General features: G+C 74.0%; 15 protein-coding genes. 10 read left to right on the top strand and 5 right to left on the bottom strand.

Annotated elements, in window-relative coordinates; translation table 11 throughout:
* Window positions 1-310: 310 nt before the first annotated feature.
* From CLV43_RS20050 to CLV43_RS20030, 5 genes are read right to left on the bottom strand one after another with little or no spacing between them, the layout of a single operon-like run.
* The gene (locus CLV43_RS20050) at window positions 311-2,200 is read right to left on the bottom strand and encodes a hypothetical protein (RefSeq protein ID WP_106188719.1); all 1,890 of its coding nucleotides are present in this window, start codon (window positions 2,198-2,200) and stop codon (window positions 311-313) included.
* Window positions 2,200-3,330, bottom strand: coding sequence for a VWA domain-containing protein (locus tag CLV43_RS20045; RefSeq protein WP_106188718.1), 1,131 nt, complete (start codon window positions 3,328-3,330; stop codon window positions 2,200-2,202). Before CLV43_RS20045 ends, CLV43_RS20050 begins: the two co-directional genes overlap by 1 nt.
* On the bottom strand, window positions 3,327-5,573 hold the full coding sequence (locus tag CLV43_RS20040; RefSeq protein ID WP_106188717.1) for a DUF5682 family protein: 2,247 nt from the start codon (window positions 5,571-5,573) through the stop codon (window positions 3,327-3,329). The genes CLV43_RS20045 and CLV43_RS20040 overlap by 4 nt, the downstream gene beginning before the upstream one ends.
* Window positions 5,573-6,664 (bottom strand): ATP-binding protein, encoded by a 1,092-nt coding sequence (locus tag CLV43_RS20035; RefSeq protein ID WP_106188716.1) that lies wholly within the window; start codon window positions 6,662-6,664, stop codon window positions 5,573-5,575. The genes CLV43_RS20040 and CLV43_RS20035 overlap by 1 nt, the downstream gene beginning before the upstream one ends.
* A gap of 9 nt (window positions 6,665-6,673) precedes the next feature.
* The gene (locus CLV43_RS20030) at window positions 6,674-10,288 is read right to left on the bottom strand and encodes a DUF4132 domain-containing protein (RefSeq protein WP_106188845.1); all 3,615 of its coding nucleotides are present in this window, start codon (window positions 10,286-10,288) and stop codon (window positions 6,674-6,676) included.
* 194 nt (window positions 10,289-10,482) lie between these two features.
* Here CLV43_RS20030 and CLV43_RS20025 point away from each other — a divergent pair, with 194 nt between their 5' ends.
* The 10 genes from CLV43_RS20025 to CLV43_RS19980 all read left to right on the top strand — a co-directional run bounded on the left by CLV43_RS20025 (window position 10,483) and on the right by CLV43_RS19980 (window position 20,533).
* Window positions 10,483-10,713: a hypothetical protein gene (locus tag CLV43_RS20025; RefSeq protein ID WP_106188715.1), complete on the top strand. Its 231-nt coding sequence runs from the start codon at window positions 10,483-10,485 to the stop codon at window positions 10,711-10,713.
* A 95-nt stretch (window positions 10,714-10,808) separates the two neighbouring features.
* Window positions 10,809-11,183, top strand: coding sequence for a hypothetical protein (locus CLV43_RS20020; RefSeq protein WP_106188714.1), 375 nt, complete (start codon window positions 10,809-10,811; stop codon window positions 11,181-11,183).
* Between the two features lie 5 nt (window positions 11,184-11,188).
* Complete coding sequence (locus CLV43_RS20015; RefSeq protein ID WP_146174819.1) at window positions 11,189-11,797, top strand: TetR/AcrR family transcriptional regulator; 609 nt, start codon at window positions 11,189-11,191, stop codon at window positions 11,795-11,797.
* 54 nt (window positions 11,798-11,851) lie between these two features.
* A complete protein-coding gene (locus CLV43_RS20010; protein WP_106188712.1) occupies window positions 11,852-12,178 on the top strand; it encodes a PadR family transcriptional regulator in 327 nt (108 codons plus the stop codon).
* The gene (locus tag CLV43_RS20005) at window positions 12,175-12,531 is read left to right on the top strand and encodes a DUF1048 domain-containing protein (protein WP_106188711.1); all 357 of its coding nucleotides are present in this window, start codon (window positions 12,175-12,177) and stop codon (window positions 12,529-12,531) included. Before CLV43_RS20010 ends, CLV43_RS20005 begins: the two co-directional genes overlap by 4 nt.
* Before the next feature lies 1 nt (window position 12,532).
* On the top strand, window positions 12,533-12,850 hold the full coding sequence (locus CLV43_RS20000) for a DUF1048 domain-containing protein (RefSeq protein ID WP_106188710.1): 318 nt from the start codon (window positions 12,533-12,535) through the stop codon (window positions 12,848-12,850).
* 323 nt (window positions 12,851-13,173) lie between these two features.
* Entirely contained in the window at window positions 13,174-13,767 is a 594-nt protein-coding gene (locus tag CLV43_RS19995; protein ID WP_106188709.1) for a MerR family transcriptional regulator, read from the top strand.
* Entirely contained in the window at window positions 13,764-16,133 is a 2,370-nt protein-coding gene (locus CLV43_RS19990) for a VIT domain-containing protein (RefSeq protein WP_106188708.1), read from the top strand. The genes CLV43_RS19995 and CLV43_RS19990 overlap by 4 nt, the downstream gene beginning before the upstream one ends.
* Window positions 16,134-16,217: 84 nt before the next feature.
* Window positions 16,218-17,468 carry an AAA family ATPase gene (locus tag CLV43_RS19985; protein ID WP_106188707.1) on the top strand — a complete coding sequence of 417 codons (1,251 nt, stop codon included), beginning with the start codon at window positions 16,218-16,220 and terminating at the stop codon, window positions 17,466-17,468.
* Window positions 17,468-20,533 carry a hypothetical protein gene (locus CLV43_RS19980; RefSeq protein ID WP_106188706.1) on the top strand — a complete coding sequence of 1,022 codons (3,066 nt, stop codon included), beginning with the start codon at window positions 17,468-17,470 and terminating at the stop codon, window positions 20,531-20,533. The genes CLV43_RS19985 and CLV43_RS19980 overlap by 1 nt, the downstream gene beginning before the upstream one ends.
* Window positions 20,534-20,562: the final 29 nt, after the last annotated feature.

Genomic DNA, 20,562 nt, shown 5'->3' with positions numbered 1-20,562 from the left:
CATTCAGGTTAATTTGCTCCACTTGGGTGCATGGTCACAGCCGGAAACAGCGGGTAGTCGACCGGAAAGCGAGAGTTATATAGACCGACGATATTGAGGGGTGGTCACCGTGAGTGACACCCCTAATGCGTCCCGTGCTCGTTCATCGGATGAACGCCCGGCGTGCGGAGAAGGAATGCGATCAAGAACTTCCGGTCGTCGTGAATGGCATAACGCCGGTATCGCCGTTACCAATGGAGACGACCCGCGCCGAGCCCATGCATCCGGTGGCCGTACCGCGATCCCTCAGCCCGACGACGCCACCGCGCGGTCAGCGGCACTCCGCGGTCGTCAGCAGCCGGACCTGCGCGTCCACCCACGTCCGCGTGCTCGCCTCCCGCCCGAACGCCGCCACGGCGTCCGCGTTGCCGGTGAGCCCGACCCGCCGCAGGTCGGCCGCCACGTCGTCGAGCCTGGCTCGCAGGGTGGGCGTGAGGTGGCGCAGCCCCCGGTGCGCGGCCTCCGCGCACGCCGCCAGCGCCGCGTCCACCGCCGACCCGATGAGGTCGGACCCCTGATCGCCGTACCCCGGCACCAGGTCCACGCCCGGCAGCGGCGCCAGGTCGGGCACCACCAGCCCGGCCCCGGTCAGCACGGCGATCGGGTCGACCACGAGCACCCCGCCGACCCGCCGCAACGACCCGCTCACCAGCACCGGCCCAGACCCGAGCGCGTCGGCCAGCGCGTCCAGCGCGCCGGGGCACACACCCCGGTAGGTCGCCGACACCGTCGCCGTCGCGCCCAGCTCGTCGGCCACCACGGCCTCCAGCCGCTGCGCGCCGGGGAAGTAGTGCGTGGAGCGGACCTCGGCGACCGCGACGACCCGCACCAGCTCGGCCTCCACCCGTGCCCGCACCAGCCGTGGCGGCAACCGGTCCAGCACCGCCGACTCGGCGGCGAGGTCGCGCACGAGCACCGCGTCCGACAACGCCTCCCACGACCGGCCGACCGGGGTGATCGACGTCTTCGACACCCGCCCCTTCGCCAGCCGCAGCACGCGGCCTGCGTTGCGCGACGCCGCCTCCGACACGACGTTCGACGCGGCCAGTGAGGCCAGCGCGGTGCCCGCCAGCCGACGCGACGCCAGGTCGTGGCCCGTCGGCGACTCGCCCTCGGCGATGGGCCACCGGTGCCGCAGCACCAGCGTGGTCGGCCCGCAGGCGAAGAACACCTCGGCGGTCCGGTCCTGCACGGTGCCGCTCACCCGGCACCCGAGCGCCGTCACCCGCACCCGGTCCAACGGCGTCTCCGCGGGCACGTCGGCGCCCAGCACCTGCGTGCGCGCCCCGGTCGCCCGGTGCCGCGCGTGCAGCTCCGCGACCAGCTCGGCGACCCGCTGCGGGTGGTAGTGCGCGGACCGCTCCCGGTAGGCCACCAGCTGGTCCACCAGGTCCCCCACGGCCGCCGCGGGCCAGTGCAGACCGCGCCCGCCCAGCTCCGCCCCGGCCCGGCGCAGCCCGGCGTCCAGCACCGGGTCGGCGTGCGCGGCGCCGTCGAGCAGCACCCGGTCGGCCAGCTCCAGCGCGTCGGCGAGCCCGGTCCGGTCCGACTCCGCGCTCCCGGCGACGTCGAACCGCACGACCTCGTCGAGCAGCCCCCGGTCGTCGGCCTCGCGGAACGCCCACACCGCGTGCGCCACGAACTCGGCGCGCCGCGTGGCGGTCGCGTCGGAGTGCGCGTAGGCGAGGTCGCCGGGCACCAGGAACCGGACCGTGCACGACGGCAGTTCGGCGCTCGCGGCCGGATCGGCCGCCGTCGGCCTGCGCAGCCGCACGGAGTACCCGGCGGCGTGCGACCGCTTGGCCGCGGCGAGGCCGCGGGTGCCCAGCAAAGCGGCCAGCGCGGTGTCGTCGATGGTGCCGGGCGACCACGGGGTGAACGCGGGCGCCGACTCGTCCCGGCGCTGGTAGGCGAGCACGACCGCGATCCGGTGGCGGCACACGCCGTGCGCGCCGCACGAGCAGGGCGCCGCGGCGAGTGGGACCCCGGCGGGCAGCTCGACCTCGACCCCGTCGGCGAACCGGCCGCGCACCAGGTCGCCGTCGACCTCCAGGGTGGGACCGGCCCCGGCGTCGAGGTCCTTGGTCGCGCGCTTGACCAGGCCCCGGTTGGCCAGCGCCGCCAACGCGTCCGGGGTCAGCGCGAGCAGGTCGTCCCGCATCAGACCAGCCTCTCCGCGACGAACTCGGCCAGCATGCCCGGTGTCATCGCGCCCACGTGCGCGCCCACGTCGGCCAGCCGCTGGGCGAGGTCCTTGTCGTAGTTGGGGTTGGCGTCCATGTCGAGGGCGGCCAGGCCGAGCACGGTGGTGCCCTGGTCGACGAGCCTGCGCACGGTGCGCACCAGCCGTACCGGGTCCCCGCCCTCGTAGAAGTCGGTGACCAGCGCGACGATCGTCCGCCGGGGGTTCTCGACCAGACCCGCGGCGTAGTCCACGGCCTTCGCGATGTCGGTGCCGCCGCCGAGCTGGACCTTCATCAGCAGCTCGACGGGGTCGGTCACGTCGGAGGTCAGGTCGACCACCGCCGTGTCGAACACGACCAGGTGCGTCTTGAGCCCCGGCAGCCCCCACAGGCACGCGGCCGTCACCGCAGAGTGGATCACCGAGCCGGCCATGGACCCGGACTGGTCGACCACCATGATCAGCTGGCGGGGCTCCAGGTGCCGCCGCGTGCGCGAGGAGAACATCGGCTTCTCGATGCGCACCCGGCGGTCGGCGGGGTCGTAGTGCGCGAGGCTCGCCCGGATCGTGCGGCGGAAGTCGAAGTTGCGGGCCTGCTTGAAGGTGCTGGGCCGCCGCGACCTCGTGCCGCTCAGCGCGTTGCGCACCTCCTTGGCCAGCTTGCGCATCAGCTCGGCGACCACCGCGGCCACGATCCTGCGCGCCATGGCCAGCACGTCCGGGTTCATCAGGTGCTTGGTGCGCAGCACAGCCCGCAGCAGCGAGGCGTTGGGCTCGACGCGCGAGAGGACCTCGGGGTCGGTGACGATCTCGGTGATGTCGTAGCGCTCCACCGCGTCGCGCTCCAGCCGTTCGACCGTCTCCTTGGGGAACAGCCGGTGGATCTCGTCGAGCCAGGTCACCGTCGTGAGCACCGACGCGCCCTGCCCGGCGCGCCGCACCCCGCGCGGGTCGAGGTCCTCCTCCCTGCCGTAGAGCCATTCCAGCGCCGCGTCCATGGCCGCCGCGTCCATGGCCGCCGGGTCGCCCTCGGCCCCGCCGTCGGCTCCGCCGCAGTGCGGCCCGGCGGGCTCGCCGAGGATCAGCCGCCACCGCTCCATCCCCGTCATGCCAACCCCTCTCGCGCGAGCACCGCGTCGACCTTGGCCTCCAGCGCCATCCCCTCGGCGACCACCACCGGGTCCACGTCGATCCGCAGCAGCTCCCGCGCGGACCCTCCGGTGCCCCGCGCGACCAGCACCCGTTTCGCGATCGTCTCCCGTTCGGCGGGCGGGAAGTACGCGAAGGCCTGGCGCAGCGCGGGAAGCGCGACGAGGAAGTCCTCTTCGGACAGTGCGTGCACGAGCTCGTCGAGCAGCATGATCACCGCGTCCGCGGACAGCACCTCCTCGCGGGCGACGGCGAACAGCCCGGCCAGCCAGTCGCCGATCGTCCTGGGCCCCGACATGCCCCGCACGGCCCGCACCACGTCGGCGCCCCCGCCCAGCGACCAGCAGAACCCGAACGCCGCCCCGCGCAGGTCCGGTGGCGCCTGCGGGTCGGCGGCGACCCGCCCGAGCACGGCGACCGCCTCGCCCCGCCCGGTGGCCAGCACCGACTCGGCGTGCCGCACGGCGTCGCGGGTCGCGCTCAACGCCAGCAGCCTGCGGTGGTCGGCCGGTGCCGGTCCGCCGTGCAGCCCCTCGACCAGCCACAGCACCCGAGTCACCGCGCCGCTGATCACCGCGCCCAGCACCGGGCTGCCCGCCGTGCCGAACAGCCCGTCGTAGCGCCACAACCCGACGACGACCACCAGCACCCGCCCCAGCTCGGCCACGTCCGCCACCGCCCCGACCCGTGTCGTCAACGCGGTCACCACGTCGTCGGACAGGGCGGTGACGCCGCACAGCGCCGCGTCGAACAGCACCTCGGCGAGCCGGTCGACCGGCGCGTCCTCGACCCGGCCGCGCAGGGCCGCGCCCGCGGCCTCCTCCAGGGTCGCGCCGTGCACGGCCGCCTCGATCAGCGCCGGCAGCCTGCGGTCGGACGGGGTGAGCCGCCACCGCTCGGTGAACACCGGGTCGCCGCCGCCGGTGGGCCCGGCCAGCCGGTCGAAGCCGACGATCCCCAGCACCCGCAACCGGTGCAGCGTCCGGCCGCGCCGCAGCCCGAGATCGTCGGCGAGGTCGAGGTCGACCTCACCCGAGCCGTCCAGGCCCAGCGCGAGCAGCTCCGCCGTCACGGCGGCGACCAGCGGGGGAGCGGGGGTGTCCGGGTGCAGCGCGCCCACCCGGTCACCGCTGAGCGCCGCCACCATCTCCACCACCGCCGGGTGGGCGCCGGGCCTCAGGGGCCCGCGCACCGTCCACGGCGGCGGCTGCGACAGGTCCTCCGACACCAGCGCGCCGACCAGCCCGTCGAGCACGTCGGTGCGCGACGGGTCGGCGTGCCCGCGCAGCCTCGCCAGACCCTGCGCGAGGGTGCGGGCCGCGATCAGGTCCGCGGTCGACACCGGTTGCCTGCGCCCGCGCAGCCGCCCCACCACCGACGCGACCAGAGCCTCCGCCGCGCCGGCCACCCCGTCCTCCCACAGGTGCTGGTAGTACTCGGGCGAGGGCATCCCGGACTGGTAGCCGGTGAACGCGTCCAGCCGCCGGAACGAGTACGGCACCAGGTAGCTGGCGCCCACCGCGTCCTGCGGCGGCCGCGGCACCTCCGGCCATCCCGGCTCGGCCCCGGCGGCCAGCACCCGCAGCGCGGGGGTGTGGAACCCGCCCGTCACCACGACCACCGGCCGGTCGCCCGCGTCGGCCTGCGCGGCCCGGACCCACGACGCCATGTAGGCCTCGCGCTCCACGTCGGCGTGCTCGGTCGTCGCCTCGCCGCGCAGCAGGTCGAAGTAGGCCGTGAGCCGGTCCGCGAGCCCGTCGGCGGGCTCCACCTCGAACAGGTGGTCCCAGAGCACGTCGGTGTTGTCGACCGCGAACTCCCGGCACAGCCTGCCGGTCACCTCGGTGTAGCGCGCCTCGGCGTCGGCGTACCTGTTGCCGCGCCCGGTGAACGCCGGGTGCCACGCGGGCAGGTCGATGAACCGCACCCGCGCCCCGCACGCCCGGCCCGCGGCCAGCGCGACCCACTCGGGGGAGTAGTCGCAGAACGGCGTCCACGACGCGTGCGACCGCTCCTCGTCGCGGTAGTAGGTGTAGACCGCGATCGGCGGCTCGTGCCCGAGCAGCAGCTCGTCGAGCCGGTCGTTCATGTCGACCGGCCCCTCCACCAGCACGTGGGCCGGTCGCAGCGCCTCGATGGTCTCGGCCACCAGCCGCGCGCACGCGGGGCTGTGGTGCCGGCCCCCGACGAACGTGGTCGCCATCAGCCGGGCAGCAGGTGGCGGGCCTGGTGCAGCGCCTGCCACTGCGCGCCCTTGCGCCGCGACGCCTGCTGCTCCAGGTACCGCCGCAGCCGGGCCAGGTCGTCCGGGTTGTCCTTGGCCGCCGTCCCCGCCAGGCACTCCACCAGGTCCGCGGGCGTGCCCGCCTCACCGCGCAGGAACCACCCGCGCAGCCCGACGGCATGTGCCACCGACACCGCCTCCGCCGTGCTCATCACCGTCGTCAGCCGGTCCATCGGCTGCCCCGAGGACGTCACCCCGTCGCGCAGCTCCCGGAACGTCGTCACCAGCACCTCCAGCACGTCGCGGCGGGGCTGCACGCCGACGCCGGAGCGCTCCAGCAGCGTCCGCGACTCCTGCTCCACCAGGTCCAGCTCGGTGGCCAGGTCGGCGATCGGGAACACGGTCTCGAAGTTGAACCGCCGCTTGAGCGCCGCGCTCATCTCGTTCACGCCGCGGTCGCGCGTGTTCGCCGTCGCGATGACGGTGAACCCGTCGTTGGCGAACACCATCCCGTCCGGCCCGGTCAGCTCCGGGATCGCCACCACCCGCTCGGACAGCAGCGACAGCATGCAGTCCTGCACCTCCAGCGGGCACCGGGTGATCTCCTCGAACCGGACCACCTTGCCCTCGGCCATGCCGCGCAGCATCGGCGCGGGCACCAGCGAGCGGGGCGACGGGCCCTCGGCCACCAGCAGGGCGTAGTTCCACGAGTACTTGATCTGGTCCTCGGTCGTGGCCGCGCCGCCCTGGATCGTCAGCGTCGACTCCCCGCACACCGCCGCCGCGATCAGCTCCGAGAGCAGCGACTTCGCCGTCCCCGGCTCGCCGACCAGCATCAGCCCGCGGGTCGTCGCGAGCGTCACCAGCGCCCGGTCGATCAACGACGGGTCGCCCACGAACTTGCGGGTGATGCCCGCGCGCGGGTCCCCGACGATGAACCGCCGCGCCCCCTGCAGGCTCAGCGCCCACCCCGGCGGCCGGTGCGCGGTGTCGGACTCGCGCAGCCGCGCCAGCTCGTCGGCGAACCGCACCTCGGCCGGTGGCCGCTGGACCTTCTTGTTGTCGGACAAGGCTCTTCCTCAGATCGTCAGGGAGGACAGGTCGGCCAGCACCTCGGACGCGGTGACCGGGTCGAGCTCGCCGAAGGTCCGCGACCCGCGGGGGCGCCAGTCCCCGCCGCGGTCGTTGAGCCACACCGCGGTCAGGCACTGCTCCTCGAACAGGGTGACCACCCCGACCGGGATGCCGGGGTCGAGGTTGACCACCAGCGACCCGCCCGGCACCGGCCGGGTGATCCAGCACTCCACCCCGGCGTCCTGCGGCTCCCCGCGCCGCCAGCCCTTGTTGGTCAGCCCCAGCAGCTTGCCCACCGGCACCTTCACGTCCTCGAACCGGGTCAGCCTCCGTTCGGCCCGCTCGGCGTCGGTGAACGCGTGCACCGGCCTGCCCAGCTGCGGGAACGGCTGCAGGATCTCGTAGTCGGCGAACACCTCCGCCCACCGCTCCAGGGTGTCTGCCAGGTCCAGCGGGTGAGCGATCCCCACCACCGCGTCCTCGGCCAGCTCGACCGCGTCGTCGTTCGCGTCGGCCAGGGTCCGGTCCTCGGCAGGCCGGAACGACGTCCCGTCCCCGGTGACCCACACCAGCCGCCGCACGACGTGCCACAGCAGCGGGTGCCCCGCGAACAGCGTCCGGAACTCCTCGGCCGACCACCGCCGCCGCGCCACCATCGCCGCCTCGAACCGGCGGACCTGGTCGGCTGCGACCGTCCGCACGTCCTTCTTCAGCAGCGTGAACCGCTTGTGCTCGGCGGGCGCCAGCTCGGGGTCGTCCTTCGCGCCCGGCTTGGGCAGGTCCTTGCGCCGCTTGCCGTCGGGGTCGACCACGTAGGGCTTGAGCTGCTCGTCGAACCCGACGGTGAACCGGCGCGGCCCGTAGTCGACGACCAGGCTCGCCGCGTCGTCGAGCCCGAAGTCCGGCACCAGCCGGTCGGCCAGCTGCTCCCCGGTCAGCCCGAGCTTCGCCGCGACCGCGTCGATCATCTCCCGCGCCCGCGACTTCAACCCGCTGAACTGGGCCTTCTGCGCGATCGTGTTGAGGTGCAGCAGGGCCACGTCCGTGCCGATCGCGGCCAGCACGGCCAACCCGGCCACGGCCTTGGAGTGCCCGCCCTCGCCGGGCCACGCCCGGATCACCGGCGTCAGCGCCCGCACGGTCTCGTCGTCGCCGACCAGCCCCTGCGCGGGCAGCACCCACCCGTCCTTGGGTGGTGTCCCGTCGGCCTTCCAGGCCTCGAACACCGCCCACGCGAACCGCGCCAGCGACGCCGGGTCGCACAGCTCCCGCACCACGTCCACACCCGCGTACACGTCGTCGGGCTTGGACATCGCCAGCATCGTCAGCACGTGCCCCGCGGCGGCGCCGGGCAGCGCGTGCCGCCTGTCGCGCAGCAGGATCCGGGGCAGCAGCACCGGGTCGGCCCAGGTACCCACCACCGGCATCTTCGCGGGCAGCCGGTCCAGCGGGTCGGCGGCGATCAGGTCCTCGACCGCGCCCGCGACCCGCTCGCCGTGCTCGGCCGCGACCTCGCGCAGCACGTCGGCATGCCCGCGCCCGGCGACCAGCCGCAGCGCCGCCTCGGCGTCCCGCCTCGCCTTGCCCGCCTTGCCGAGCGCGGCGGGCAGCAGCGCGCGGGCCGCGGCCTCCGGGTGCCGCAGGAACCAGGCGACCGCGACCGGGTACACCGACTTCAGCCGCGCCAGCCAGTCCGCCAGCAGCACCGCGACCTCGCGGTCGACGAACGGCAGCAGCACCTCGGCGGCCCCCGACGGGTCCGACTTCGCGATCTTGAGCGCGACCGGGTACGCGTCGACCCCGAACCGGGCGACCACCGGCTTCGCCCAGTCCATCGCCGACCACATCTCCGGGTCCCACTCGCCGAGGCGGTGCCGGACCAGGTCCTCCGGCGCCTTGAGGACCAGCGCGGGCTGCTCGTGGTGCGGGATCCTGCCCTTGAACATCCGGTCGACCGCGATCCGCCAGACCAGGAACTTCGCGTCGGCCCAGTAGTACCGGCCGAACGCCTCCGCCCACACCTCCCGCTCACCCGGCTCCCACCGGATGTCGCGCGCGACGGGCGAGTCCAGCCCTTCCACGACGACCGGCTTCACGACCGTGCGCTCGACCGTCCACGGGGGAGTGACCAGCAGCGGCGGCAACGCATCGGCGGGCGCGTCGGGCACCGGCCCCTCCTCGGCGGCCGCCTGCTCGACCGCCGCGCGCCGCGCGTCGTCCAGCCCCGGCAGCACCTCGGCCACCAGCGCCGGGTCGGCCTGGACGTGCCCGACGAGCAACACCCTCGCCGACTCCGAGCCCGTCACGCCCGCCAGCTCCCGCACCGCCCGCGCGGGGTAGCGCTTGATCGCGGCGAGCACGGCGGGCCGCACGAACTTGTCGTCCAGCCGGTCGAGCAGCAGCCCGAACGCCTCGTCGGTCGGGATCCACGCCAGTGCCTCGATGACGAGCTTGCGCGTGTCGCTGTCGTGGTTGTCGTCGAGCAGCCCCGCCAGGACGGGCGCGACGCCCACTCCCACGGTGTTGACCACCGTGGGCAGGACGTCCTTCTCGGTGACGTAGTACCGGTACTCGTCCCGCGCGGCCACCGCCGCCACCTGCTCGACGGTCCGCAGGGAGGTGAGGAACAGCCGGTACTCCTCGACGGTCCTGGGCTCGGCCATCACGCTGTCGACCAGCTCGTCGACCCAGTCGTGCCGGGTCGGCGCGAGGTAGGCGGCGATCGTCCGCGTCAGCAGGGTCTCCCGGCGGGAGGACAGCGCGTCGACGGCGGCGAGGTAGTCCTCCTCGCCCGCCCCGATCAGCAGCCCGCGCAGTCGTTCGACGACCTGGCGGTTGGCGTAAGGCCACCGCTTGCGCTCGACGGTGCGCCACTCCACCTTCGCCGCTTCCCGGCCGCGGGCGCCGGACCAGGAGATCTCGATCCGGCCGAGGTCCCCGGCCGCCGCGGCGGCGAAGGCGAACCCGTGCCGGACCACCCACGCGTCCGCGATCGTGGCCACGTCCTCGCGGCCGTAGAACCGCGAGGCCTCCTCGGTCAGCGCGGCCGCCACCGTCGCTGCGCCCAGCGGAGTCGCGTCACCTTCGAGGTAGGCGCGCGCCGCGGTCACGAGCTCCGACTCGGAGTCCGGGTGGGCGAGCACCGTGCCCAACCGCCGCGGTACCGGGTCGAGCTTGGACTTCAGGTACTTCTCGACGCCGCGAGTGGACTTGAGCGGTCGGCGCGCGCCCTGTCCGCGGCCCGGTCGCACGGCGTTGCGCCACGACGGCGGGATCACGAACGTCGTCTCGTCCGGACGGTCGACGGCAGGCTGCCGGACGGCCGGTTGTTCGGTGGCAGGCTGTTCGGCGGCCGGCTTTTCGGTGGCAGGCGGCGTGTCCACCGTGGACTCGCGGCCGGTCGAAGGGGCGGGCCCGCCGACCTCCGCGTACCCCTTCTTCTCCTTCTCCGCCACCAGCTTGCCGACGTGCGCCACCGCCGCCGCGTCCGACGCGAGGTCCTTGACCTTGGTCTGCCCCGCCGACCCCAGCCGCCCGTAGCGCACTGTCACGCTCGTGCCGTCCCGGCCGATCTCCCAGAACTTCGCGGAGCCATCCGACACGAGTTCCCACCTGCGCACGTCCAGCTCCTCCGGTTCGGTCCGACTGGTGAGCACGGTAGAGGCAGGGTCCGACAATTCCCGGAGCGGCCACCCGCCCGGCACCGGCCGAACGGCGGTAGGGCGGACCTCAACGCGGGTGGGCCTGCCGGCCGCAGTGACCGCGGGCCGCGTCGGTGGGAGGTTCTTCCTGCCACCGCAGAACGGAGTCCGCCGTGACCACCACGTCCCCCACGCCCACCACCGGAACCCGGTGGTACCGCACGCTGCCCGCGGTGTCCGCGCTCCTGATCGCCGTCGTCGTGGTCTCGCCGGTGGGCCTGCGCGCCGACGACCACACGATCACCAGCGGCCCCGGATGGCACAAGCCGTTCAAGTTCGGGGGTCTCCTCCACCCCCTGTGGCGCCACCCCCGCCTGCACGCCCACCCCGACCCGGCACGGTGACCGCCGTCGTCTCCACGGGGGAGAGGACCGCGGCCTGACCTGCCGTCTTGCTTATTGACTATCGAGTCAATACTGTTGACTGCATGGTCAATAACATGTCGTCCGACGTCTTCGCCCCGGTGCAGCGGGTGGTCGTCGCGTACGTGGTGGTCGCCCTCGGCACGGTGGCGGCGCTGGTCCTCCTGTCGGTGGCGGCACCCCGGCTGGCGACCGACGAGGCGTGGGGGCACGCCCTGATCGTCGGCGCGTTCTCGGTCCTGCTGCTCCTGCGGGCGAGGGCGGCGCGCAAGGGCAGCGCCACCGGGCTCCGCGCGATCGTCGTCATCGGCTGCGTCCTGCTCGTGGTGAACCTCGTCGAGGCGGCCCTGCCCGGTGTGTTCCCGTCGTGGATGCGCGTGGAGATGGTGGCCATCGCCGCGCTGATGCTGGCCCTGGTCGTCCTGGCGCTCCGCGTGCGACGGGCCCGGTGAGCCGGGTGCCGTCGACCCCGCGCCGGCGCCTGGACGAGGACCAGCGGCGAGGGCAGATCATGGCCGCGGCCATCGCGGAGATCGCCGACCGCGGCTACGCGGACGCCTCGCTGACCCGGATCGCCGAACGCGCCGGGATCTCCAAAGGCCTGCTGTGGCACTACTTCGCGGGCAGGGACGACCTGATGCGGTCCACCGTGGTGGCCACGGTCGCGACCATCCGGGACCGCGTCGCGGCCGAGCTCGACCTCACCCGGCCCGTCCCCGAGGTCATCCGCGCCGCTCTCCACCACGTCGCTGACCTGCGCACCACCCACCGCGCGGAGCTCGTCGCGCTCGACCACATCGTGCACAACCTGCGCCACCCCGACGGCACGCGGCAGGTGACGCTCGACTTCTACGAGGAGACCTACCGGGGCCAGGAGGCGCTGTTCCGCCGCGGCCAGGAGGAAGGCAGCCTCCGGGACTTCGACACCCGCGTCATGGCCGTGACCTACCAGGGCGCGGTCGACGTGATGCTCGCGTTCCTCGACAACACCCCCGGCGTCGACGCCCACGCCTACGCCGACAAGCTCGCCGACATCCTGCTCCTGGGCATCTCCGCTACTCGGTGATACCGTGTAGTGGTACTCGGTGATACCGAGTACTGGTGCGACCAGGGGAGTCGGATGGACGACCTGACGGAAATGCTGAAGGGCACGCTCGAAGGCTGCGTGCTGGAGATCATCGGTGGCGAGGAGACCTACGGGTACGCCATCACGCGTCGGCTCAACGAGCTCGGCTTCGCCGACGTCATCGAGGGGACGGTCTACACGATCCTGCTGCGCCTGGAGCGCAACGGGCTCGTCCAGGTCGCGAAGAGGCGCTCCGAGGTGGGCCCGCCGCGCAAGTTCTACGCGCTCAACGACGCCGGGCGCGAGGAACTGGCGAGGTTCTGGGCGAAGTGGGACTACGTCTCCTCGCGCATCGACAAGCTCAAGGAGGGTGGGCGGTGAACTTCTGGGACACCATCACGGGCGGCGACCTCACCAGGGAGTGGACGGCCTTCGAGGCCAGGGCCGCCGCACTGCCCGCCGACCACCGGGCGGCCTGGGAACAGGTCAAGATCCACCTCGCCGCCCACTCCGACCTCACCGGCCGCAACCTGCCGCCGGTCGTCGACGGCGTCCTCGGCCTGCTGGAGGAGACGGCGGCCGAGGGGCAGGGCGCCGACGAGGTGCTGGGCGAGGACGTCGAGGGCTTCTGCGCGGCCGTGATGGGCGGCAAGGGCGCCCGGACCTACCGCGACCGGTGGCGCGAGCAGCTGAACAGGAACGTGGCGCGGAAACTGGGCGGGCTGGGAGGGTGACGTGGGAATCCGGGACATCGTCGAGGGCAAGAAGCAGTGGTGGGCGCATGTGGCCAGGGTCAAGGCGCTCCCGCCGGACTACCGGATCGTCTACCAGGAGATGCAGAGGTACCTCTTCAAGATCGGGCCCGCCGACACCTCCCTGCTCGCGGACGTCGTCGACTTCTTCGAGGAGGGCGCGGCCGCGGGCAAGGGCGTCCGGCAGCTCATCGGCGACGATGTCGCGGCCTTCTGCGACGACCTCGTGAAGGGCTCGCCCACCTACGCCGAGGTCCGCCGGGAGTCCGCAGGCGGAGAACCCGGCCCGACCGGGAAGTAGCACCTTCCATCCACGGCGCCCACGGTTTCCGACCGTGAGGCGCCGTGCTCCTTTCGCAGCAGGGAGAAGTCGTGGAGCACCCGTATCCGAAGCGCACGAAACCCACCGGCGTCCGGCGGCTCGCCCGACCTCCGCGTGCCTGGATCCCCGCGGGGCTCCGGTGCGCTGCGTGGTCAGCCCTCCGACGGTTGTCCTTGACGTGCCGTCGAGCCGTTCGCGCGGCAGGTCGATGGGGTCGGCTGTTGCGGTGATGGCGGCGGTGCGGCCGGTCGCTGTCACACCAGACGTTGACACTGTCATGATTGCAGTGTCACCATAGCGGCATGTGGACGATCGACGAGCTGGTGGAACGGGTGGTCGCGGCGCTGGCCGCGGAGTACCCCGGCGTGCCCAACGGGCGCGTCCGCGACGTGCCCGACCGGCGCGTCGTCCGCTGGTACACGACGACCGGCCTGGTAGACCGCCCGTCGGCGATGCGCGGGCGGACGGCGCTGTACGACACCCGCCACCTGCTCCAGATCGTCGCGGTCAAGCGGCGCCAGGCGGAGGGCAGCTCGCTCGGCCAGATCCAGAACGAGCTGGCGGGAGCGACCAACGCCGCGCTGGCCGACATCGCCCGCGTGCCCGAGGACCTGCTGGGGGAGTCGACGCCGCCACCCCCGCAGCCCACGCGGCCGCGGTTCTGGGCCGAGGCACCGGCCGCCCAGCCCAAGACCGTCCCGCCAGCCGTGCAGCCCGAAGCCGCGCAGCCCAGGGCGACCCCGCTCAGCGCCGTCGCGCTCACCGGCGGCGCGGTTCTGCTGCTGCCCGGCGCGCCGACACCCGCCGACTACCGGGACATCGCCACCGCGGCCCAGCCGCTGCTCGACCTGCTCACCGCCCGCGGCCTGCTCACCGACGAAAGGGACTCCCGATGACCTTCACCACCACGCCGATGAGAGCGGCCGAGCTGGACCGCGTCGGGCAGTCCGTCGACGCGGGCGTCGGCACGTTGCGCACCGAACGCGGCAACCTCCCGCTGGACCGCCTCGACGTGCGCGCCACCATCACCGGGCTGGTCGCCCGCGTCACCCTGACCACCGAGTTCGTCAACCCGCACGACACCGCCCTCGAGGCCACCTACGTGTTCCCGCTGCCCGACCGCGCGGCCGTGACCGGGATGACCATGACCGCCGACGGCCGCACCGTCGAGGCGGAGCTGCAGGAACGCGGGCAGGCCAGGCAGAACTACGACGAGGCCATCGCCGCCGGCAAGCGGGCGGCCATCGCCGAGGAGGAGCGGCCCGACGTCTTCACCATGCGGGTCGGCAACATCGTCGCGGGCGAACGCGTGACCGTGGAGCTCACCATGGTCGAGCCGCTGGTCTACGAGGACGACGCCGCCACGTTCCGCTTCCCGCTCGTCGTCGCGCCCCGCTACGTTCCCGGCACCCCGCTGCCGGGCGAGTCCGTCGGCAGCGGCCACGCGTCCGACACCGACCGGGTGCCCGACGCCTCCCGCATCACCCCTCCCGTGCTGCTGCCCGGTTTCCCCAACCCGGTCGCGCTCTCCATCGGCGTCGACATCGACCCGGCCGGTCTCGACCTCGGCGAGGTCCGGTCGAGCCTGCACACCGTGACGGGGGAGGGCAACCACCTCAGCGTGCTGCCCGGCGAGCGCGCCGACCGCGACTTCGTGCTGCGCCTTGCCTACACCGGCCACGGGACCTCGGCGGTCTGCGTCCCCGACGGCGAGGAGGGCACCTACCAGCTCACCGTCCTCCCGCCCGAGGCCGTCACCGCCGTGCGCCCGCGCGACGTCGTGCTGCTGCTCGACCGCTCCGGCAGCATGGGCGGCTGGAAGATGGTCGCCGCCCGCCGCGCCGCCGCCCGCATCGTCGACACGCTCACCAAGGACGACCGGTTCGCCGTGGTCACCTTCGACGACCGCGTCGAGCACCCCACCGGCCTGGGCACCGGTCTGGTCGAGGCCACCGACCGCCACCGCTACCGCGCCGTCGAGCACCTGGCCCGCGTGGAAGCCCGCGGTGGCACCGAGTTCCTCGCCCCGCTGCACGACGGCCTGAGCCTGCTCGCGGGCGCCGACGACGACCGCGACCGCGTGGTCGTGCTGGTCACCGACGGCCAGGTCGGCAACGAGGACCAGATCCTGCGCGACATCGCCCCGCTGATCGGCCGCACCAGGATCCACAGCGTCGGCATCGACTCCGCCGTCAACGCGGGCTTCCTCGGCAGGCTCGCCGCCAGGGGAGCGGGCCGCTGCGAGCTGGTGGAGAGCGAGGACCGCCTCGACGAGGCCATGGAGCACATCCAGCGCCGCATCGGCGCCCCCGTCGTCACCGACGTGACCGTCACCGCCGACGGGATCACCCTCACCCCGGACACGCAGGCCCCTCGGCACGCCTCCGCGCTCTACCCCGGCGTCCCGCTGGTCCTCGCGGGCCGCTACCGCGGGCCGGCCACCGGCACCCTCACCGTCCGCGGCCACACCCGTGACGGCGGCGACTGGGAAGCCGTGGTCCCCGTGCGGCAGCGCGACGAACCCGCGCTCGCCGCCCAGTGGGCCCGTGCCGCACTGCGCGACCTCGAAGACGCCTACGTGTCCGGGAACTCCGACCTGGAACCGACCATCGTCGCCACCTCGCTGAAGTTCGGCGTCCTGTGCCGCTTCACCGCGTTCGTCGCCGTCGACTCCCGCGTCGTCACCGACGGCACCGTCCACCGCGTCACCCAACCCGTCGAACCACCCGCGGGCTGGGAGACCCCGCCGGTGGCGCTGCCCTTCGCCGCCCCGCAGTCCTTCGGCTCGCAGCACGTGTTCCTCGACATGGCCGCCCCCGCGGGCGCCCCCGCCCCGGCCCCGTCCGCCCCACCGCCCCCGATGGCACCGCGGATGTCGGCCAAGCGCTCCCGCGCCGCCGCACCCATGGTCGGCGGCGGCGGACGCCCCGGCGGTTTCGCCCCGACCTTCGCCCCCACCTCGGCCCCCGCCCCCGACCGCCTCGCCGAACTGCGCGAGATCGTCACCCTCGAAGCCAGCCGCCTGCACGCCGGCGCCTCCCTGCCCGACCACGAACGCCGCGACCTGCTGGCCGACCTCACCAGCAGGCTCGACACCCTCCTCGCCGACCTCGTCGGCCCCGTCTACGACCCGCTGCGCAGGCTCATCGCCCACCTCAAGACCGGCGGCGACGTGACCGCGCTGTGGACCGAGGCCACCCGCGTCCTCGACGCCTTCACCGCGACCGAGCCCGACCGCAAGAAGTCCTTCTGGCGCCGCTGACCCGACCCCGGAGGCGGCCCGGCGCCGCCTCCGGGACACCAGAACTGCGGCCTCGACGGGCGCTTCGCCGGGTTCAATGGTCCGGTGGACGAAGCGGGCGCGCCGGGGCGCCGGGTGGTGAACGTGGCCCAGGACGTGACCGGGGCCGTCATCCAGGCCGACTCGATCGGGACCGTGAACGCCGGGGCGGCTCCTCCGCGGGCGCGCACGTTCGACGACCTCGTGGCCGACCGCGTCGCGGAGTTCGTCGGCAGGCGGTTCCTCCTGGACGAGCTGCGGGACTTCCTGCGCGACCACCGCGGCGGCTACTTCCTCGTGCGCGGCGAACCGGGGATCGGCAAGACGTCGTTGAGCGCGTGGGTCGCGAACCAGTACGACGCACCGCGCCACTTCGTGCAGGCAGGCACCCACTACTCGACGCCACGGCACTTCATCGACAACATCGGCACCCAGCTGATCGGGCGCCACCGGCTCGCCCTGCCGCCACCCGGACCCGGTGACCACCACGGCGGGTACCTGGAGGACCTGTTCCACGCCGTGGCCAGGACGGCGGACAAACCGGTGCTGCTGGTGGTCGACGCGCTCGACGAGGTCGACCAGCCCGCAGGCCGGGCGACCACCCTCTACCTGCCGGACCGCTTGCCGGACGGCGTGTTCGCGCTGCTGACCAGCCGTCCCCGCGAGACCGGGCACGACCTGGCCCTGCCGAGCGGGGTGCACCAGCGCCTCCTGGCGCACGACGACCCGCTCAACGCCGCCGACCTCGCGGAGTACGTCACCCGGTACTTCGCCGCGCACTCGACGGCGATCGACCTGGCGGTGTCGCGGCACCGCACGACCAGGGCGGAGCTGGCCACCGCCGTGGTGGAGAAGTCGTGCGGCAACTTCATGTACGCCCACCACGTCGTGCGGGACATCGCCGCCGGGCGGTTGCAGGACTGGACACCGGCGACCCTGCCCACCGGGCTCGCCGGGTACTACCGGGCGCACTGGGCGCGGATGCGGCGGACGAGTCCGGAGTGGACGGACGTGCTGCTCCCGGTGCTGGTGCGCCTGGTCGTGCACGACCACCCGGTGACCGCGGGGAACTTGTGCGACCCGCCGACCTCGGGAACGCTGACCCCCACACGGGTGTGGGCGGCGCTGGACAAGTGGCGGGAGTTCCTGCACGAGGCGCGCGAGCACGGCAAGCGCACCTACCAGCTCTACCATCGCAGCTTCCGCGAGTTCCTGCTGGAACAGCCGGAGGTGGAGGTCGCCCGCGAGGAGCAGCGGGAGCGCGTTGTCCTGTCGGCGCTGGACGGCGCCCTCGACCGTGCCCGCCGGAGACCCTGATGGAACACCCCGGACACCTCGCCGCGCAGGACGAGGCCATCCCGCCGGAGCGACTGCCGAACCTGATCGCGGAGGCCGTGCGCGTGCCCGGCGCGATCGGCCGGGTCGACGACCTGCTGTCGGCGCAGGACGGCGACGGCGCCAACCACTGGTTCACGGCACGCGCGAACCTCGACTGGTACCTCGCGGACCTGGAGTCGGCCCGCGGCGTGCACGAACGGCTCGCGGACGAGCAGGTGGCCGCGGGCGGGCCCGTTCCCGCGCTGGTGCGGGAGCTGCGCTACCTGCTGATGGCCGCCAGTGTCCGCAGCCGGTCCGGTGTGCTGCCCGCCGGGCTGCTCGGCGCGCTCGTGGCGACGGGGGCGTGGACGCAGAGCAGGGCGCTCGCGCACGCCCTGAGCGTTGCCGACCCCGAACGCCGGGCGTACTGCCTGATCGCGGTGCGCGAGACCGCCACCGAACCGGACGTCCGCACGGCGGCGACCGAGGCCGTCATGGCCGGATACCCGCGGATCGACCCGATCCGGCGGTCCGCCGTCGTCGCGGAACTGGGGCGGGGCAAGGATCCCGACGACGTCGTGGCCTGGATGCTGGCCCGCGCGCACGAGTTCACCGAGCCCTACGAGCGCAGCGCCGTCCTCCAGGCGCTCGCACCCCGGCACGGCGCGGCGTGCGTGCCGCTCGCGTCGGCGCACCCCGACCCGCGCGACCGCCTCGCCGACCTGTGGTTCCTCGCCCACCACGGCGTTCCCGGCCTGTTCGCCGACGCCGAGGCGGCCGCATCGGCCATCGACGACCCCGGCTCGTGGACCACCCTGGCGGACCTGGCACCCACCGCACGCGCCAGACGCCGCCTCGTCGCCACCGCACTGTCCACGATGGACGGTGAGCTGGAAGGGCGGACCCTGGCCGGACAGCTCCGCGAAGCGGCCGCACAGGCCGATCCCGTCCAGCTGACGCGGATCCTGCGCATGTCCACCCGCGTGGACGACCCCGAACAACGGGCACGCGTGCGGGCCGCGGTGCTGCGCCACTCCCACGGCACGGCCCGACGGGTCATGGCCCGGACCGCCGTGCGCGACGCGGTCGGCTACGGCCCGCTCGCCGCACTGGTCCCCGTGCTGCCGCCCGGCGAGCTCCGCCGAGCCCTCCCCGCCTGCTACGCCACGCGCGAGCCGTGGGGGAGGGTCGTGGTGTTCACCGCGCTCGCCGAGCGCTGCCCCGACCGGCCGGACGTGCTCGACCAGGCCCTGGTCGCCGCCGGGACGGTGCACCCGGACGACCTGCTCCCGGCCCTGCTGCGCATCGGCGGACTCCCTCTCGCCGACGACCAGGCGGACCGGTACCGCGCGCTCGCCCGGACGCTGCCGCCCCGCGCCCGGGCCAGGGCGCTGCTCGCGACCACCAGCGACACCGGCCTCGTCCAGGAACTGGTCGACCTCGCCGTCGAGGAGGACCTGGTCGACCGGATCGTGCCGCACATCGCCGGACTCCTCACCGCCGACCAGGCGCAGAGGCTGGCCGCCGCGACCGAGGCGATCGGCGACGACCACTCCAACGCCCGCGGCGTGACCGTCCTCGCCCGCGCCGCCTCCCCGGACGACGTGCTGCGCACCGCCATGGCCATCAGCGACCCGCGCTCCCGGATCGACGCCCTGTCCGTCCTGGTCGACTGCCTGCCCGAGCCCCACCGCGGCCACGCCCTCGCCGAGATGCTGCGCATCGACGCCCCCGACTGGCGGGTCCGCGTCCTGACCTGGGCGTTCGAACACTCGAAGGACCCCCGACACCTGGACGAGCTCGCCGCGTCGCTCGACACCGACGACCTGCCCACCGTCGACGTCGTGGGCGCGCTGGTCGCACTGGGCAGGCACGACCCGGCCCGCCTGCCCGCCGTGCTGCGCCGCACCGCCCGGCTGGACAGCTGGCGCGACGTCCACAACGTGCTGTTCCTGGTGCGCGACCACCTCACCGAGGAGCACGCCGATCTCCTCCTGGAGATCATCCGGACCCGCGTCGGCGAGGAGGACCGGCTCGCGGCGTTCCGGACAGCCGTGCCCCACCTCGGCGCGGACCTCGCCCTCACGACGGCCAGGAAGTGGGAACCCGGCCGCTTCCGCCCCCTGGCCCTGATGTGGACCGACCTCACCCACGAGCCGACCGACGACATCCCCGCCGAAGCACTCCGCGACGCGGAAGCCGTCGAGGACACCGCGGACCGCGTCGACGTCCTGGTCCAGCTCGCGTCCCGACGCTGGGCAGGCGCCACCCGCGCGGCCCTGCTGGCCCTGGCCCACCTCGGCGAGCTGCCCCGCACGACAGCCACCGCGGACAGCCTGCTGGCACTGGCCCGCGGCGTGGACGGCCCCGACCAGGCACTCGCGGCCCTGCTGGACGTGGTCGCGGACCTGCCGCCGACCACCGACCGCGCCCAGCAGCTCGTGGACGCGGCGGGCGTGCCCGCGATCGATCCCGACCTCACCCGCCGGATCCGCCGAGCCGCGCTCGCCGACGTGCGCGCGTTGACCGACGAACGCGACCGGGCCCTCTGCGTCCGACGCCTGATCATCAGGCAGGTCGACCTCCCGCTGCACGAGCTGGTGGACGGCGTCACCGACCCCGCCATCCGAGCGGGACTGCTGGTGTCGCTGGCCGAGCACAGCGACGAGCACCGGCGGCAGGCGGTGGGCGGGCTGCTGCGGCTGCTCGACCCCGAACGCGACCCGAGCGGGGCAGCCCGCCACCTGAGCGCCGTGGCGGGCCTCCTGACCCCCGACGAACTGTCCGAGGCCCTGGCGCTGGCACAGCGGTGCGACCCGGACACGTGGGCGACCGTGGCCGCCGCCGTACCGCCGCAACGCCTGCGCGCCACCGCACCGGACGTGCTGCGCGGCTTCCGCGCGTTCGCCCGCAACCTCGACCGCAAAGGCCTCCTGGCACTGCTCGAGCGCACCCTGCCGGTGCTGCACGTCATCGCGGGCGAAGGCCTCGCCGCCGACGCCGCACCCGGCCTGGCCGACGTGCTCACCTGGTGGCCCGCCACCCGCCCGCACGGGGACTCGTGACGCTGGGGGCTGTCCGGCCGAGCACCCGG

It is taken from the genome of Umezawaea tangerina, assembly GCF_003002815.1.
Taxonomy (GTDB): Bacteria; Actinomycetota; Actinomycetes; order Mycobacteriales; family Pseudonocardiaceae; genus Umezawaea; species Umezawaea tangerina.
This window is presented reverse-complemented; position numbering and strand designations above follow the sequence as displayed.

What these genes read in the sequence shown, in the direction of transcription:
- CLV43_RS20010 (WP_106188712.1), top strand. Translation starts at nt 11,852, where the DNA reads ATGGACGACCTGACGGAAATGCTGAAGGGCACGCTCGAAGGCTGCGTG.
- CLV43_RS20045 (WP_106188718.1), bottom strand. Translation starts at nt 3,330, where the DNA reads ATGACGGGGATGGAGCGGTGGCGGCTGATCCTCGGCGAGCCCGCCGGG.
- CLV43_RS20050 (WP_106188719.1), bottom strand. Translation starts at nt 2,200, where the DNA reads ATGCGGGACGACCTGCTCGCGCTGACCCCGGACGCGTTGGCGGCGCTG.
- CLV43_RS19980 (WP_106188706.1), top strand. Translation starts at nt 17,468, where the DNA reads ATGGAACACCCCGGACACCTCGCCGCGCAGGACGAGGCCATCCCGCCG.
- CLV43_RS19990 (WP_106188708.1), top strand. Translation starts at nt 13,764, where the DNA reads ATGACCTTCACCACCACGCCGATGAGAGCGGCCGAGCTGGACCGCGTC.
- CLV43_RS19995 (WP_106188709.1), top strand. Translation starts at nt 13,174, where the DNA reads ATGTGGACGATCGACGAGCTGGTGGAACGGGTGGTCGCGGCGCTGGCC.
- CLV43_RS20020 (WP_106188714.1), top strand. Translation starts at nt 10,809, where the DNA reads ATGTCGTCCGACGTCTTCGCCCCGGTGCAGCGGGTGGTCGTCGCGTAC.
- CLV43_RS20040 (WP_106188717.1), bottom strand. Translation starts at nt 5,573, where the DNA reads ATGGCGACCACGTTCGTCGGGGGCCGGCACCACAGCCCCGCGTGCGCG.